Below are 15,126 nucleotides of genomic sequence, written 5' to 3'. Positions count from 1 at the left end.
TGGGTTTCAGGGGGTCGCGAACTGTCGGCGGCCGGGTCTACTGTGCGGACCATGGGGTCGGGCCAGAGGGTCCGGCCGATGTGGGGGAAGGACAGTTCGATGGCATCTCGGCTCAATCCGTACATCCAGTTCGACGGCGACGCGCGCGCGGCGATGGAGTTCTACCAGGGGGTCTTCGGCGGCGATCTGTCCTCGAACACCTTCAAGGAGTTCGGCGCCGGTCACGGACCGGACGACGACGAGAAGCTGATGCACAGCCAGCTGGAGACCCCGAGCGGGTTCACCCTGATGGCCTCCGACACGCCGCAGGGCATGCCGTACAACCCGGGCGAGAACATCTCGATCAGCCTCAGCGGCGAAGGCGACGAGCTGCGCGGCTACTACGAGAAGCTGTCCGCCGACGGCGGCAAGGTGACGGTCCCGCTGGAGAAGCAGATGTGGGGCGACGAGTTCGGCATGGTCACCGACAGGTTCGGCATCAACTGGATGGTCAACATCGCCGCGAGCTGACACCCGGCTCCCCGGGGAAATTCGGTGTCCCCGGGGAGCGTCGCGCGGCTACCTTGGTCCGGTATGGGACTCAACGACGTGCTGTACGACCCGATCCGGCACAACAACTGGGCGACCGGGAGCCTGATCAGGTTCTGCATCGCCCAGAACCTGACCGCTGAGCAGCTCGAGATCACCGGCGTCGGCACGTACGGCGGCATTCTCGCGACCCTCGACCACATCGTCCGCTGCGACGGCAGCTACCTGCGCCGGATCGCGGACCGGCCCCTCGAGTACGTCGACAGCGAACCGGCGACCGACCTGGAGACCCTGGCCACCTGGAACGCCGAGGCCGGCGCCCTCTGGGAGTACTTCCTGACCCAGCCGATCGACGTCGAACGCGTGATCATCGTCGACAACGAGACCCGCGGCACCCGGGTCGGCATCTTCGTCGCCCAGGCGATCAACCACGCCAACCACCACCGCGAACAGGTCTGCGCCATCCTGACCGGTCTGGGCATCGAGCCCCCCGACATCCAAGCCTGGGAATACGCCTGGGAGACCGAGCGCATCTGGGACCTGGACAAGACCTCCGCCCAGTAACCCCGGTTGTTCAGCCGTCGACCGCGGCGGTCATCAGACCCGGTTCGTAGGAGCCGCCGAGCTGGTTGAGGGTGACGGCCATGCGGTTGGACGCGTTGATCATGGCGATCAGCGTGACCAGCCCGATCAGCTGGTTCTCGTCGTAGTACTTCGCTGCGCGGGCCCAGGTCTCGTCCGAGACACCTTCGGACGCGTCGGCGAGCCGGGTCGCCTCCTCGGTCATCGCCAGCGCGGCCTGCTCCTCCTCGGTGAAGACCGTGGAGTGCCGCCAGCCCGCGACCAGGTTCAGCCGGGTCGCGGTCTCTCCCTCGGCCGCGGCCTCCTTCGCGTGCATGTCGATGCAGTTTCCGCAGCCGTTGATCTGGCTGGCTCGCAGCATCACCAGATTCTGGGTCGCAGGCGGCAGGCCGGTCTGCTGGACGAGCATGTGGACCGCGAACATGCGCTTCGCGAGCTTGCCGCCGAGTTCGTGCTGCATCAGGTCGATACGGGGTTCCATCGTCGTCGTCCTCACTCATGGGATCTACTGGACGAACACGAGATGCCGCCGGCGCGACTCCCGTGACGATTTCAGGACGTGACGAGCGCCATACAGCCGGAGATGTCACAGAATCCGGCCGAGCGGCGTCTGGTGGGTGACCGACGCGCGGACGAGGAGACCAGCTCATGACCGGTACGGACCGGGCCACCGAGGCCTTCGTTGCCCATCGCAACCTCCTGTTCACCGTCGCCTACGAACTCCTCGGCTCGGCCGCGGACGCCGAGGACGTCCTGCAGGAGACCTGGCTGCGCTGGGTCAAGGTGGATCTCGACACGGTGCAGGACCACCGCGCGTACCTGGTCCGGATCGCCAGCCGCCAGGCCCTCCAGCGCCTCCGCACCCTCGGTCGCCGCAAGGAGTCGTACGTCGGCCCGTGGCTTCCCGAACCGCTGCTCACCGCGCCGGACGTCGCCGAGGACGTCGAACTCGCCGACAGCGTCTCGATGGCGATGCTGCTGGTCCTCGAAACGCTCAAGCCGACCGAACGCGCCGTGTTCGTCCTCCGCGAGGTGTTCGGTCTCGACTACGACGAGATCGCCAAGGCCGTCGACAAGACGCCCGAAGCCGTTCGCCAGGTAGCCCACCGAGCCCGCTCCCACGTGGCCGCCCGCCGCCCGCGCGGCGTTGTCTCCGCCAACGAGACGCGCGACGCCCTGAAGGCATTCCAGCGTGCGGTGAACACCGGCGACATCCAGGGCCTGGTCGACATCCTCGCCCCCGACGTGGTCTTCCTGGGCGACGGCGGCGGCGTGGTCCAGGCCCTCCCACGCCCGGTCGTCGGCGCCGAAAAGGTCGCCCGCCTCCTCGCCCTGGCCGTGGAACGCCTCGCCGAAGGCTCCCTCGAAATCACCCAGATCAACGGGCAACCCGCGTTGATCCTTCGCTTCACCGGCGAGGTGGACACCGTCACCGTCCTGCACGTAGAAGACGGCAAGATCGCCGGCCTCTACGCCGTACGGAACCCCGCGAAGCTCGCCCACCTCACGGAAGAGACCTTCCTGACCCGCTGAGACCTAGGAGACGTCGGGCCGGGTCATCAGCGGCGACTGCACATGCAGCACCAGATTGGGCCCGGTCAGGGGCACGATGTTCCACGTTGCCACCGCTGTCCCTGCATCGACCACGAGCCGGACTCGGTGCGGGGTGGTGATGACGTACAGCTCGGCGACGAACGTGTTGCCCTGCCAGGCGCCGGCCGCGACGACAGGGCGGCCGAGCGGCGAACTCTCCCGCCATTGGCCGTGGCCGACCGCGAAGTCGAGGAGCGACCCGAGCCGCAGACGCCATCCACCGTCCAGGGGATCGACGAGCACCGCGGTTCCGTCAGGCAGCGGCGAATCCTCCGCGGAGCCGTCCAGTCTCGCCTTGACGGAACGTTCCGGGGCCGCCGAACCCGGCACCGGCGCCAAGGACAGCTGCCGCAGCCGATCAGCGAGGAGATCGTCGTCCTGAGGGCTTCCCGTGTCATCCAGGCCGGGCAACAGGTACTCCCAGAAGAGACCGGGTAGGGGGTCTTCCTGCTCGATGGAGCCGGTGACGACGACCACCAGATCGTGGGACGGCACAACCACGCAGTACTGGCCGAAGGAGCCGTAACCGTGGTAGCCGTGGCGCGACTGCCAGAACTGGTAGCCGTACCCGCCCAGAAAGTCGGGGTTCTGCCACGAGTCCGGGAGGGGCAGCGTGTCGATGTGCCGGCTGGTCGCCAGCTCGACCCATTCGCGCGGGACGAGTTGGCGGTCGTGCCAGAGGCCGCCGCGGAGCAGCAGTTCACCGAAGGCGGCGACGGCCTCGGTGGTGAGGTGCAGTCCGTGGAATCCGAACGCGGCGCCGCTCGCCACCTGGTCCCATTCGGCGTGGTCGATGCCCATCGGCTGGAAGATGCGTTCGTCGAGCAGTTCCCGGAGGTCGCGGCCCGTGACCCGTTCCACCATCCGGGCCAGGATGAACGTGGTCGAGTTGTCGTAGGTGTGCTCGGTTCCCTCCGGCGCGGCGAACGGCGTACGGAGGAAGCCCTTCACCAGATCGCCCGGTTCCAGTCGCCAGGCTTCTTCGAGGCTGTCCTCGGCGTGGCCGGCCGTCATGGACAGCAGGTGGTGAACGGTGATCCGGCGGCCCTGCTCCGAGATGTCCTCCGGAACGTGGTCGGGCAACACGTCCACCACCCGATCGTCCAGCGCGAGCAGCCCGTCGGTGATCGCGAGGCCCACGGCGATCGAGGTGAACGACTTGGTCAGCGAGTACAGCAGGTGCGGGCGTTCGGCCGAGTACGGCGCCCACCAGCCTTCCGCGACGACGTGACCGCGACGTACGACCATGATCGAGTGACACTCGACGGCTTCTGCTTCGAGGCGATCCAGCAGCTCGACGATCGAACGGGCCGACACGCCTGACGCAGCGGGCGTCGATCGCGGCAACAGGGCAGACATTCTGGAACAGTAACAACGCTGTGGGACGGTAGGCCTGTGCTTTTTCTGGCCCAGTTGCCGCGTCGGTGGGTGACCATCCAAGTTCCCGGCACGTCCCCGGAGCGGATCCTCGCCACGTACGTCGGCTACCACGAGCTCCCGCCCGCGCCCGTCGACGTCGCCCACCTCGAATGGCTACGGGACGCGCCCCGCCATCCCGAGGACTACCTGGCGGTCGCCTCCGAAGATGCCGTCAGGGACCTCTCGACTGATGCTGTGGCTGATCTTCTCGGGGACCGCGCGACCGTGCCCGACGACTTCGCGCGCTTCCTGGGCGAAGGGCTACGCGACCGCCTGAGAAGTGCCACCGACTCGTACTTCGACCTCGGCGACTTCACTGTCGCAGTCGAGGGCGGCCGTCTCCTGCACCTGATCTCGGACTCCCAATGGGTCTACCACTGGTTCCTGTACCTCGGCGACGACGGAACCTCCGCCGTGGTCGGCACAACGTTCCCCGCCGGCTTCACCCTCGACCCCGACGACGCCGCGTACTACCAACAGGTATCCAGCGGGTACGTCGTAGTCGCCAACTCGTTCGCCGAGTTCACCTGGCGCTGGTGGATGGACAACGACATCTTCTACCGAACCGCTGTCGACCGAACGCCGCTGACCCCGAACCAGGAGTCGTACGTCGCGCAGTACGGCCACCCGATCTCGCTGTGACTACAGCTGTTTGCGCAACAGGGTGATGGTCGTTTCGTAGCGCCTGACGGATCCGTCCGGCGCGTCCTCGTCCCACGAACCGAGCTCGCTCCCGCTCACGACGTACCCAAGCCGCTCGTACAACCGCTGCGCCCGCGGGCGCGCATCATCCACACCCAACTCCGCAAACGGCAGCCCTCGCGCGCGGATCCGGTCCTCCAGCGCACGAACGAGAATCGTCCCGACCCCACACGACTGAAACGCCTCCACCACCGACAACTGGTTCAACGTCGCCCCACCTGCAGGCTTCATGTAATCCACCGCACCGAACCCGATCGGCAGCCCCGAAGGCCCGCAAACCGCAAGATAATCAGCCTCCCCAGCCGGAACCCGCTCCAACTCCTTGCCCATAGCAACGACCTTCGTCGGCGGCTCCCCCAACCCCGGCAAATCCGCAACCGTCAAATCCCGAACCACCAACGGAACCACAACCTCATACACAGCAATCCACCTCCCGCCGTCTCAACCGCAGGCTACGACGCCGAACGACCCGCCAGCCAACGATTTCCACCAACCCATCCCCTTGGCGGGCGGTCTGGTCAGTCGAGTAGGTGGGTGGATTCGGGGACGGGGGTTACGGGGGCGCCTGTTGTCAGGTAGGTGGTGAGGTTTTGGACTACCAGGTTGGCCATGGCGGTTCGGGTGGGGATGGTGGCGGAGCCTACGTGGGGGAGGAGGACGGCGTTGGGGAGGGTGAGGAGGTCGGGGTGGACCTTCGGCTCGTGTTCGAAGACGTCCAGGCCGGCCGCGTGGATGGTGTTGGTGCGGAGGGCGTCGACCAGAGCCTGTTCGTCGACGACGGTGCCACGGGCCACGTTGATGACGATGCCGTCGGGGCCCAGGGCCTTGAGTACTTCGGCGTTGACGAGGTGGCGGGTGGTGTCGCCGCCGGGGATGACGATCATCAGGATGTCGACGTCGGCGGCCATCTCGACGAGGGACGGGTAGTACTGGTATTCGACGTCCTTCGGGCTGCGGTTGTGGTAGGCAACGGTGATGCCGAAGGGCTGGACGCGGTCGGCGATCGCCTGGCCGATGCGGCCGAGGCCGAGGATGCCCATCCGGCGGCCGTGCATGGTTGCGCGGGTCAACGGGTACGGTCCGCCGCCGGCCCACTTGCCGTCGCGGAGGTAGCGCTCGGCCTGCCCTAGTTCGCGGACGGTCATCAGCAGCAGACCGAGTGCGGTGTCGGCGACCTCGTCGTCCAGAACGCCAGGGGTGTTGGTGACCACCACACCGCGCTCGGCGGCGGCGGTCGCATCGATGCGGTCGTAGCCGACGCCGAAGCTCGCGACCAGGCGGACCGCGGGCAGGCGGTCGAGGTACGGGCCGTCGATCGCCGTACCGCCCGTGGCGACGGCGACGATCTCGTCCCGGCGGGCCGCGAGTACGGCGTCCGGGTCGCTCTCCTCCCAGAGCCGGATCAGCTCGCAGTGACCGTCCAACCCGGCGGCGACGGCTTCGTGCATCGGTCCTGGCATCAGTACGACTGGTAGTCCCATGCCTTCATCCTTGTCGACCGTCGGCGGCCGGACCAGGAACTCGGGCCGCATTTCTCACGGCCTGGACAGGAACCGAAGTTCACCCCCGCTTCTCTCGCGGCCCCTGTTGCCCCGGCGGCCGGAAAGACGACGATCAGGGGAGGAGGTCACCATGATCATCGACTGCGCTTACTACCGGGACGGACGCCGTCAGCACGTCGAGGCGATGTCGGTCGCCGACGCCGCCGCGAGTTGCCGGGCCGGCGGGTTCGTGTGGCTGGGCATGTACGAGCCCACCGCCGAGGAACTCACCGAGGTCCGGGAGAGTTTCGGCCTGCACGAGCTGGCCGTCGAGGACGCGCAAACGTTTCACCTCCGCCCCAAGGTCGAGCCGTACGAGGGCGATGTCCGCCTCGTCATCCTGCGCACCGCCCGGTACGACGACGAGCGTGAGGAAGTGGACTTCGGCGAGGTCAGCGTCTTCGTCGGGCCGGCGTTCGTGATCACCGTCCGTCAGGGCGTGGCCAGTGACCTGCACGGGGCGCGGATCCGGCTCGAGCAGCGGCCCGAGCTGTTGGAGTGCGGCACGAGTTCGGTGCTCTGGGCGATCCTCGACCAGGTCGTCGACGGCTACGGCCCGGTCGTCGCCGAACTGGAGCGGGACATCGAGGAGGTCGAGCGGACGGTGTTCGCCGGTTCGGTCGCTCCGACCGAGCGGATCTATTTCCTGCGCCGCGAGGTGACCGACTTCTACCGCGCCGTACACCCGCTGCTAGCAGTGCTAGCCACCCTGGAGCGCGGCGCCCGCGACACCGACCTGCTGCCGTACTTCCGGGACGTGCACGACCACCTCGTCCTGGTGAACGAAGAGGTCGCCGCTCAGCGCGACCTGCTCGCCACCGTCCTGGAGGCGAACATGGCAGTGATCGGTGTCGAGCAGACCAAGGTCAGCGTCCGGCAGAACGCGACGATCGAGCAGCTCACGATCCTGGCCACGGTCTTCCTCCCGCTGACCTTCGTCACCGGCTTCTTCGGGCAGAACTTCGCCTGGCTCGTCGACCACATCGGAGCGGAATGGGACTTCCTCGTCCTGGGCGTCGGTGGACTCCTGGTGCCCTGCATCGCCCTAGCGATCTGGTTCCGCCGCCAACGAGCAGCAAGACGAGAGGCCGCCTGAGTAGCGGCCGCGGCCTGTCCGCTACCCCGGCAATGCTGGATGCATGACCAACACGGCAACGTTCCACGCGTACTTCGGCTACCGCGACGCCCCCGGCGCACTCCGCTGGCTCGAGAAGGCATTCGGGTTCGAGACCACGATGGAGGTCCCGGACGACAAGGGCGGCATCATGCACTCGGAGATGCGGTACGGCGGGGTCGCGTTCACGCTGTTCACCGACGAGGAGGGCTACGACAGGCCCGCCCGCAAGGGCGAAACCGTCGGCCACGGAATGTACATCGCCTTCGACACGCAAGACGAGGTCGACGCCGTCTTCACGAAGGCAACCGCTGCCGGAGCGGAGGTGGTCTGGAAACCCGAGCTGTCCAAGTGGGGCAACTACCGCTGCCGCGTCGCCGACCCCGAGGGCTACGAATGGACCTTCGGCACGCACCGCCCAGGCCAGCCCGCCGCCTGGTAGTTCCGCCGACACAAATTCTCTTGCGTCCGAAGATCCGAGGGCTCTGACCCACAGATCTTCGGACGCAAGCGTCTACTTGCTCCAGCCGCCGAGGTTGAGGTCGGCGACGACGACCGGCTGGCCGCTGGCGAGTGACTGGTTGGCCGCGATGCCGACAGCGACGGCGCGGACACCGTCGTTGACGTCGGCGGCGCGGTGCAGCGGATCGTCGCCGGGACCGACGAAGAGGTCGGCGTAGATCAGACGGTCGCCGCCGCCGTGGCCGCCTTCGCCGCGGGGGATCTCGACCTCGACGGCCGGCGCCCAGTGCTTCTGCAGGACGAGCCGCTCGCCGTTGGTGCGGACGTCGCCGGCGATCACGCGGTCGGACGGGTAGCTCGGGTCGATCTGGTCGTCGACGACCGCGGCCCGCTCGACCACTTCCAGCTCGGCGCGGCCGAGGGTGCCGTTGACGGAAACGCGGTACCCCTCCCACGGCGAGTGCGCGTTCAGTGAGTAGCTCAGTCGCGCGCCGTTCGCGTACTCCGCGATCACGGACATGTTGTCCTCGATCGTGATCCCCGGAGCGAACACGTCCTGGTCGCGCAGGTACCCGTCGTACTTCTCGCTCTCGTAGTACAGCTGCCGATTCGTGTCGTCGGTGCGCAGGTCGAGCAGCCACGGGTCGTCGGCGGAACCGTCGATCGTGCCGCGCGCCGGACGCTCACCGAGGCCGCGGGCCGCCGCGTTGTCGGAGCCGTAGAAGGCCAGCCCGCCGGAGGCGAACACGCGGGTCGGCGTCGATGCGATCCACCAGTTCACCAGGTCGAAGTGGTGGGACGCCTTGTGGACCAGCAGGCCGCCGGAGTTCTTCTTCTCGCGGTGCCAGCGGCGGAAGTAGTCCGCGCCGTGCCGGGTGTCGAGCACCCACTGGAACTCGATGCTGGTGACCTGCCCGATCTCGCCGTCCTGGATCAGCTGCCGCAGCGCGCTGTTCCGCGGTGAGTAGCGGTAGTTGAACGTGACGACGACGGACTTGCCCGACTCGTTCATCGCGTCGACGATCTGCCGGGTCCCGTCCGCGTCGATGGTCAGCGGCTTCTCGACGATCACGTCCGCGCCGGCCCGCAGCAGCCGCGAAACGACCGCCGCGTGCGTGTAGTCGGGGCTGGTCACGACGACGCGGTCGACGGCCCGCTCCTTGACCATCCGCTCCAGGTCGTCGGCGCCGTACTGCGGGAGCTCGGGGCCGCCGAGTTCGGTCAGCTTGCCCTGGTGGAACGCCAGCCGGCCCGGGTTCGGGTCGAGCAGGGCGACCAGCTCCGCCTCCTCGGGGTGCTCCTGGAGGATCGCGCGGATGTACGACTGCGCTCGTGAACCGGTCCCGGCGACTGCATAGCGTCTGGCCACGGTGGACTCCTTCTACTCGTGTAGACACAGACGCTAGCAATCGCTTTCCGGGCCGGTCAACCGTCGTACCATCACTGCATGCCCAAGGATCCGGTGACCCGCAACGACGTGGCGGAGTACGCCGGAGTCAGCACGGCCGTCGTCAGCTACGTCGTGAACGAAGGCCCGCGGAAGGTCGCCCCGGAGACCCGTGAGCGGGTGCTCGACGCGATCCGCGCGCTCGGGTACCGGCCGAACGCGACCGCGCGGGCGTTGCGGATGGGTACGACGCGGACGTTCGGGCTGATCACCCCGGACGGGGGCAACCCGCTGTTCGCGGAGCTCGCGAAGGCGATCGACCGGGAGGCGGCGGCCCGCGGGTACGTCGTACTGCAGACGAGCGCCGACGGGGATCCGGTCACCGAGCGGGCGAAGATCGCCGAGCTGCTCACGCGCCAGGTCAGCGGGCTCGTCCTGGTGGCGCCGACCGCGGATCCGTCGCTGGACGACGTCGAGGTCCCGGTGATCGCGATCAACCGGGTGCTGCCGACAGTCAGCTCGGTGCGGCCGGCGTACCGCGAGGGCGCTCGGACAGGTGTCGAGCACCTCATCTCGCACGGGCATCGCGTGATCGGCCTGGTGATCGGCGGCGCTGGCCATCCCGAACGCGAGCTCGGCTGGCGCGACGCGCTGACCGCCGCGGGCCTCCCCGAGGGGCCGATCGCGCGGGCGACGTTCTCCCGCGAGGGCGGTTATCGCGCCGCCCAGACCCTGCTGCAGGCCGAGCCCACGGCGATCTTCGCCAGCTCCGACCTGCAGGCGATCGGCGTACTGCGGGCACTCCACGAGGCCGGTGTCCGCGTGCCGGAGGACGTGGCGGTGGCAGCCTTCGACGGCACTCCTGAAACGGAGTACACCTGGCCGCCGCTGACCGTCGTACGCCAACCTGTCGAGCTGGTGGCGCGCGAGGCCGTCCGCCGGCTGATCGACGGTGAGGACGCGATGGAGGCCCTGACCGTCCCGACGGAACTGATCCTGCGCAGGTCCTGCGGCTGCTAGAGCGTCCCGACGTCCTCGAAGATCAGCGCCGTGCGGGTCGCCAGGACCTCGGGGATCGCCTGGAGCTTCTCCAGGACGAGGCGGCGGAGGCCTTCGTTGTCGGCGGCGCGGACCAGCAGGATCGCGTCGAAGTCGCCGCCGACCAGCGCCATGTGCTTGATCTCCGGGATCGCCTGGAGCTGCTTGCGGAGGGTGCGCCAGGAGCTCTGGCGGAGACTCAGCGTGACGTACGCCGACGTTGCCAGGCCGAGTCTGAGCGGGTCGACGGTGACCGTGAAACCGGTGATCACGCCGGTGTTCGTGAGCCGCTCGACCCGCGCGTACGCGTTCGCCCGGGAGATGTGCACCTCGTCGGCGAGGGCCCGGATCGACAGCCGTCCGTCCCGCCCGAGCGCCTCGATGATCTGCCGATCGATCTCGTCGAGCGCCGGAGCGACGACAATCTGTCCAGGACCGGCCCGGTGGACGATCACCTCGTCGGACATTCGCACGACCTCCTCGGCTCGGGTCCAGGCCAAACGTCTCTCAATAATTCCAGCTATAGATCCACTTGGCCAGAAGGGACGACGATGTGGCTACCGTCCGTCTCCTGCGCTGGAGGGTCCATGACCGTCGAGGAGCATTTGCTCCCCTCCGCGGAACCCGTCTGTCTGATCGATCAGAACGGCGTACCGCACGACCACCCGTCGTACCGGCTGCCCACCAAGGAAGCCCTGCTCGACGGCTACACACAGTTGATCCGGGGCCGCCGGTTCAACGACCAGGCGAGCGCATTGGTCCGCCAGGGCCGCCTCGCCGTCTACCCGTCGTCCTTCGGTCAGGAGGCCTGTCAGCTCGCGGCGACGATGGTGCTGCGTGACGGCGACTGGCTGTTCCCGACGTACCGCGACTCGGTGTCGATCATGAGCCGTGGCGTCGACCCGATCGAGACGCTGACGCTGCTCCGCGGCGACTGGCACTCGGGCTACGACCCGTACGAGCACAAGGTGGCGCCGCAGGCGACCCCGCTCGCGACCCAGCTCCCGCACGCGGTCGGTGTCGCGCACGCGGCCCGGCTGAAGGGCGAGGACACGGTCGTGATGGCGCTCGTCGGCGACGGCGGCACCAGCGAGGGCGACTTCCACGAGGCCCTCAACTTCGCGGCGGTCTTCCAGGCGCCGGTCGTGTTCTTCATCCAGAACAACGAGTACGCGATCTCCGTGCCGCTCGCCAGGCAGAGCGCCGCGCCGTCCCTCGCACACAAGGGCATCGGGTACGGCATCCCGGGCGAACGCGCCGACGGGAACGATCTCGCCGGCCTCCTCGCCGTTCTTGGACAGGCTGTAAAGAAAGCACGTGCAGGTGAGGGTCCGCAGCTGATCGAGGCGCACACCTATCGCGTGCAGGCCCACACCAACGCCGACGACGCGTCCCGGTACCGCCAGGACGACGAGGTCACCCCGTGGCTGGACCGCGATCCGATCGAGCGCCTCACGACGTACCTCGAGCAGCAGGGCTGGCTGGACGACGACGTTCGGGCGACTGCTGAGGCCGGCGCAGTGGAGGTCGCCGCGCAATTGCGCGACGGTTTGATGCCGGAGCCGGAGGTGGATCCGGCGGATCTGTTCGCCCACCTGTATGCCGCGGAGACGCAGCAGCTGCAGCAGCAGGCCGCGTTCCTCCGCGACGAGCTCGCCCGTGAGGAGGCCTGATGACGCACACGAAGATCTCGATGGCGCAGGCGCTCAACCAGGCACTGCGGGACGCGATGACGGCCGACGAGTCGGTGGTGATGTTCGGTGAGGACGTCGGCGCGCTCGGCGGTGTCTTCCGGATCACCGACGGGCTGACCGCGGAGTTCGGCGACAAGCGGTGCTTCGACACCCCGCTGGCCGAGGCCGGCATCGTCGGCATGGCGGTCGGGATGGCGATGAACGGGATGCGCCCGGTGGTCGAGATGCAGTTCGACGCGTTCGGGTACCCGGCGTTCGAGCAGGTCGTCTCGCACGTCGCCAAGATGCGCAACCGGACCCGCGGCCGCGTGCAGCTGCCGATGGTGATCCGGATCCCGTACGGCGGCGGCATCGGCGGGGTCGAGCACCACAGCGACTCGTCGGAGAGCTACTTCGCGCACACGCCCGGGCTGACCGTGGTGACCCCGGCAACGGTCGCGGACGCGTACGGATTGTTGCGCAAGGCAATCGAGTTCCCGGATCCGGTCGTGTTCATGGAGCCGAAGAAGCTCTACTGGGCCAAGGAAGAGGTCGACCTCACCGAGTTGCAGCCGGGAATCGGCACCGCCGTCGTACGCCGGGACGGTGCGGACGCGACGTTGATCGCCTACGGTCCGGCCGTTCCGGTCGCGCTGGAGGCGGCCGAGGTCGCAGCGGCCGAGGGGCGGCAGCTGACCGTGGTGGATCTGCGCTCGGTGGTTCCGTTCGACGACGAGACGGTGTGCGCGGCGGTACGGCGTACCGGACGGGCTGTCGTGGTGGCCGAGGCGAGTGGGTTCGCCAGCGTGTCGTCGGAGATCGTTGCCCGGGTCACCGAGAAGTGCTTCCACTCGCTGGCCGCTCCGGTACGGCGGGTGACCGCGTTCGACATCCCGTTCCCGCCGCCGAAGCTGGAGAAGTACCAGCTCCCGAGCGTCGACCGGATCCTCGACGCGGTCGACGACCTGCAGTGGGAGGACTCGTGAACACGTTCCTTCTCCCGGACCTCGGTGAAGGGCTGACCGAGGCGGAGATCGTCCGGTGGCTGGTGAAGGTCGGCGATGTGGTCGCCGTCGACACTCCGATCGCGGAGGTCGAGACCGCGAAGTCGATCGTCGAACTGCCGTGTCCGTACGCCGGGGTGATCGAGGAACTGCACGGCGAGGCCGGTACGACGGTGCCGGTCGGGAAACCGCTGATCACGGTGGGCGATCCGGACGGGGCGGCGTACCGGGCTGAGGAGCGGGCCGGGTCGGGGAATGTGCTCGTCGGGTATGGGACGACCGAGTCCGGCGGGGCCGGACGTCGGCGCCGGCCGCGGGTTTCCGGAACAAGTGTTGCGCCTGCTGCGGAAAAAGTTCCGGAAAGGCGGGTTCCGCTGGTCATCTCCCCGCTGGTACGCCGGTTGGCACGCGACGCCGAGGTGGATCTGCGCGCACTGACGGGCTCAGGCCCCGACGGCCTGATCGTCCGCCGCGACGTGGAGCTGGAAATCGCACGCCGCGTGCAAACGGAGCCCTCCACCACGCAGACAGTCCCAACGCAGCCCGTTGCCGTGGGTTTCGAGGCGCGGACCGGGTTGCCTGAGTTGCGGCGTACTCCGATGAGTGGGTTCCGTAAGGCTGTGATCGCGACGCTCAGCCGGAGCCGGTCGGAGATCCCCGAGGCGACGACGTGGGTCGACGTGGACGCGACCGCTCTGGTCGACCTCCGCGAGTCGTTGCGATCGGCAACAGATCCCGGACCAGGTCTGCTCGCGCTGATGGCGCGCTTCGTGGTCGCCGGACTGCTCAAGTACCCGGAGCTCAACGGGTACGTCGACACCGAGCGCGAGGAACTCGTCCAGTACGACGGCGTGAACCTCGGCCTCGCGGCGCAGACGGATCGTGGCCTCATGGTCCCTGCGGTCGCGGGCGCCCACGCACTGACGACGCGCGGTCTGGACGCCGAGATCCGTCGGTTGACCGCCTCGGCGCGGGACGGCCGGCTGACTCAGCAGGAGCTGACGTCCGGGACGTTCACGCTGAACAACTACGGCAGCTTCGGGGTCGACGGCAGCGCGGCGATCATCAACCACCCGCAGGTCGCGATCCTCGGCGTCGGCCGGATCATCGACCGTCCGTGGGTGGTCGACGGTGAGCTCGCGATCCGCAAGCTCACCCAGTTGTCGCTGGTGTTCGACCATCGCGTGTGCGACGGCGGTACGGCGGCCGCGTTCCTCCGCTTCGTCGCCGACGCCTTCGAGAACCCGGCATCAGCATTCGCTGATCTCTAGGAGATCTGGCGCGGGCGGAGGCCGACCAGGATCACCCGCAGCCCGGAGGCGAAGCGAGCCTCCGGGCCGGCGGTGCTCTCGCGGTTGAGGTACGCGGCGAGGTGCTCGGCGTCGACGCCCATCCGGTCCGCCGACCTGGCCGCCCAGCGCGGTTCGTTCAGGCCGCTGCGCCGTACCACCGACAGCCAGGCAGAGTCGGTCACCGCCGACCCGATCAGGTAGTGGAAGATCGCCGACACCGCCGAGTCCAGGTGGGTGCCCTTGAAGCCGGCGTCGGTGAGGATCGACTGCACCCGTTCGGTCAGCGCCTGGTAGTTCGGCCCGAGCCCGGCGTGCGTCGGGAGCAACTGCGCGGCCCACGGGTGTTCCCACAGCGCCTGGTACGCCGCCTGCACGACAGCAGTCACCTGCGCACGCCAGTCGCCCTCCGCCGATATCAGTGCGTCGCCGAGCACCGTGTCGACGACGAGCTCGAGCAGGTCGTTCTTGGTCGCGATCCGCCAGTACAGCGCGGACGTCGCGGCAGTACCCAACTCAGCCGCCATCACCCGCATCGAGAACGCGTCCAGACCTTCGCGGTCCAGCACCTTGATCGCCGTCAGGACGATGTCGTCCCGGCTCAGCTGTGCCCGGACGGGTGCTGGTTGCTCTCGCAGCCACACCGATCCCAGCGCGGTCTTCCGATCCGCTTCGCGCGCCACCTGCCGGAGCATAGCGAATACAGCGTCTCAGAGCCTAAAACAGTGTTTTAGTAGCGACCGGCAACTACTCTTCGGCCCTCTCGGCGACGGTGTGTCGCGAAACGTAAGGAA

Annotated in this window: 17 protein-coding genes; 10 read left to right on the top strand and 7 right to left on the bottom strand. The window is 68.2% G+C overall.

Features of this window, described 5'->3' with window-relative positions:
* Positions 1-99: 99 nt before the first annotated feature.
* Together E0H45_RS08135 and E0H45_RS08130 are read left to right on the top strand one after the other, a co-directional pair.
* A complete protein-coding gene (locus E0H45_RS08135) occupies positions 100-510 on the top strand; it encodes a VOC family protein (protein ID WP_131335705.1) in 411 nt (136 codons plus the stop codon).
* Positions 511-573: 63 nt separating this feature from the next.
* Positions 574-1,092 (top strand): DinB family protein, encoded by a 519-nt coding sequence (locus E0H45_RS08130; RefSeq protein ID WP_131335699.1) that lies wholly within the window; start codon positions 574-576, stop codon positions 1,090-1,092.
* A gap of 10 nt (positions 1,093-1,102) precedes the next feature.
* Here E0H45_RS08130 and E0H45_RS08125 read toward each other — a convergent pair whose 3' ends face one another.
* Positions 1,103-1,591 carry a carboxymuconolactone decarboxylase family protein gene (locus E0H45_RS08125; RefSeq protein WP_131335697.1) on the bottom strand — a complete coding sequence of 163 codons (489 nt, stop codon included), beginning with the start codon at positions 1,589-1,591 and terminating at the stop codon, positions 1,103-1,105.
* A 167-nt stretch (positions 1,592-1,758) separates the two neighbouring features.
* On the opposite strand from E0H45_RS08125, the gene E0H45_RS08120 reads away from it, so the two are divergent.
* Positions 1,759-2,643 carry an RNA polymerase sigma-70 factor gene (locus E0H45_RS08120; protein ID WP_131335695.1) on the top strand — a complete coding sequence of 295 codons (885 nt, stop codon included), beginning with the start codon at positions 1,759-1,761 and terminating at the stop codon, positions 2,641-2,643.
* A gap of 3 nt (positions 2,644-2,646) precedes the next feature.
* Here E0H45_RS08120 and E0H45_RS08115 read toward each other — a convergent pair whose 3' ends face one another.
* Entirely contained in the window at positions 2,647-4,062 is a 1,416-nt protein-coding gene (locus E0H45_RS08115; RefSeq protein ID WP_202872225.1) for a serine hydrolase domain-containing protein, read from the bottom strand.
* A 69-nt stretch (positions 4,063-4,131) separates the two neighbouring features.
* On the opposite strand from E0H45_RS08115, the gene E0H45_RS08110 reads away from it, so the two are divergent.
* Complete coding sequence (locus tag E0H45_RS08110; protein WP_131335693.1) at positions 4,132-4,764, top strand: hypothetical protein; 633 nt, start codon at positions 4,132-4,134, stop codon at positions 4,762-4,764.
* On the opposite strand, the gene E0H45_RS08105 is transcribed toward E0H45_RS08110, so the two are convergent.
* Both E0H45_RS08105 and E0H45_RS08100 read right to left on the bottom strand, forming a co-directional pair.
* A complete protein-coding gene (locus tag E0H45_RS08105) occupies positions 4,765-5,244 on the bottom strand; it encodes a GNAT family N-acetyltransferase (RefSeq protein ID WP_131335691.1) in 480 nt (159 codons plus the stop codon).
* Between the two features lie 98 nt (positions 5,245-5,342).
* Positions 5,343-6,305 carry a 2-hydroxyacid dehydrogenase gene (locus E0H45_RS08100; protein WP_131335688.1) on the bottom strand — a complete coding sequence of 321 codons (963 nt, stop codon included), beginning with the start codon at positions 6,303-6,305 and terminating at the stop codon, positions 5,343-5,345.
* A 151-nt stretch (positions 6,306-6,456) separates the two neighbouring features.
* Here E0H45_RS08100 and E0H45_RS08095 point away from each other — a divergent pair, with 151 nt between their 5' ends.
* Positions 6,457-7,461 carry a magnesium and cobalt transport protein CorA gene (locus E0H45_RS08095; protein WP_131335686.1) on the top strand — a complete coding sequence of 335 codons (1,005 nt, stop codon included), beginning with the start codon at positions 6,457-6,459 and terminating at the stop codon, positions 7,459-7,461.
* 43 nt (positions 7,462-7,504) lie between these two features.
* Complete coding sequence (locus E0H45_RS08090; protein ID WP_131335684.1) at positions 7,505-7,921, top strand: VOC family protein; 417 nt, start codon at positions 7,505-7,507, stop codon at positions 7,919-7,921.
* Between the two features lie 72 nt (positions 7,922-7,993).
* Here E0H45_RS08090 and E0H45_RS08085 read toward each other — a convergent pair whose 3' ends face one another.
* On the bottom strand, positions 7,994-9,310 hold the full coding sequence (locus E0H45_RS08085; protein WP_131335682.1) for a Gfo/Idh/MocA family protein: 1,317 nt from the start codon (positions 9,308-9,310) through the stop codon (positions 7,994-7,996).
* A 78-nt stretch (positions 9,311-9,388) separates the two neighbouring features.
* Between E0H45_RS08085 and E0H45_RS08080 the strand changes: the two genes are divergently transcribed.
* Positions 9,389-10,348: a LacI family DNA-binding transcriptional regulator gene (locus E0H45_RS08080; protein ID WP_131335680.1), complete on the top strand. Its 960-nt coding sequence runs from the start codon at positions 9,389-9,391 to the stop codon at positions 10,346-10,348.
* On the opposite strand, the gene E0H45_RS08075 is transcribed toward E0H45_RS08080, so the two are convergent.
* Positions 10,345-10,833: an Lrp/AsnC family transcriptional regulator gene (locus E0H45_RS08075; protein ID WP_131335678.1), complete on the bottom strand. Its 489-nt coding sequence runs from the start codon at positions 10,831-10,833 to the stop codon at positions 10,345-10,347. The two genes, E0H45_RS08080 and E0H45_RS08075, sit on opposite strands and share 4 nt — an antisense overlap.
* 120 nt (positions 10,834-10,953) lie before the next feature.
* On the opposite strand from E0H45_RS08075, the gene E0H45_RS08070 reads away from it, so the two are divergent.
* From E0H45_RS08070 to E0H45_RS08060, 3 genes are read left to right on the top strand one after another with little or no spacing between them, the layout of a single operon-like run.
* Positions 10,954-12,039, top strand: coding sequence for a thiamine pyrophosphate-dependent enzyme (locus E0H45_RS08070; protein ID WP_131335676.1), 1,086 nt, complete (start codon positions 10,954-10,956; stop codon positions 12,037-12,039).
* The gene (locus E0H45_RS08065) at positions 12,039-13,025 is read left to right on the top strand and encodes an alpha-ketoacid dehydrogenase subunit beta (protein WP_131335674.1); all 987 of its coding nucleotides are present in this window, start codon (positions 12,039-12,041) and stop codon (positions 13,023-13,025) included. Before E0H45_RS08070 ends, E0H45_RS08065 begins: the two co-directional genes overlap by 1 nt.
* Positions 13,022-14,314 (top strand): dihydrolipoamide acetyltransferase family protein, encoded by a 1,293-nt coding sequence (locus tag E0H45_RS08060; protein WP_131335672.1) that lies wholly within the window; start codon positions 13,022-13,024, stop codon positions 14,312-14,314. Before E0H45_RS08065 ends, E0H45_RS08060 begins: the two co-directional genes overlap by 4 nt.
* Here E0H45_RS08060 and E0H45_RS08055 read toward each other — a convergent pair.
* Entirely contained in the window at positions 14,311-15,015 is a 705-nt protein-coding gene (locus E0H45_RS08055; protein WP_131335671.1) for a TetR/AcrR family transcriptional regulator, read from the bottom strand. The two genes, E0H45_RS08060 and E0H45_RS08055, sit on opposite strands and share 4 nt — an antisense overlap.
* Positions 15,016-15,126 lie beyond the last annotated feature (111 nt).

Origin of the sequence: Kribbella soli (genome assembly GCF_004331345.1) — a bacterium.
Lineage (GTDB): Bacteria > Actinomycetota > Actinomycetes > Propionibacteriales > Kribbellaceae > Kribbella > Kribbella soli.
The sequence above is the reverse complement of the archived record's forward strand: the minus strand, read 5'-3'. Positions and strand labels throughout refer to the sequence as shown.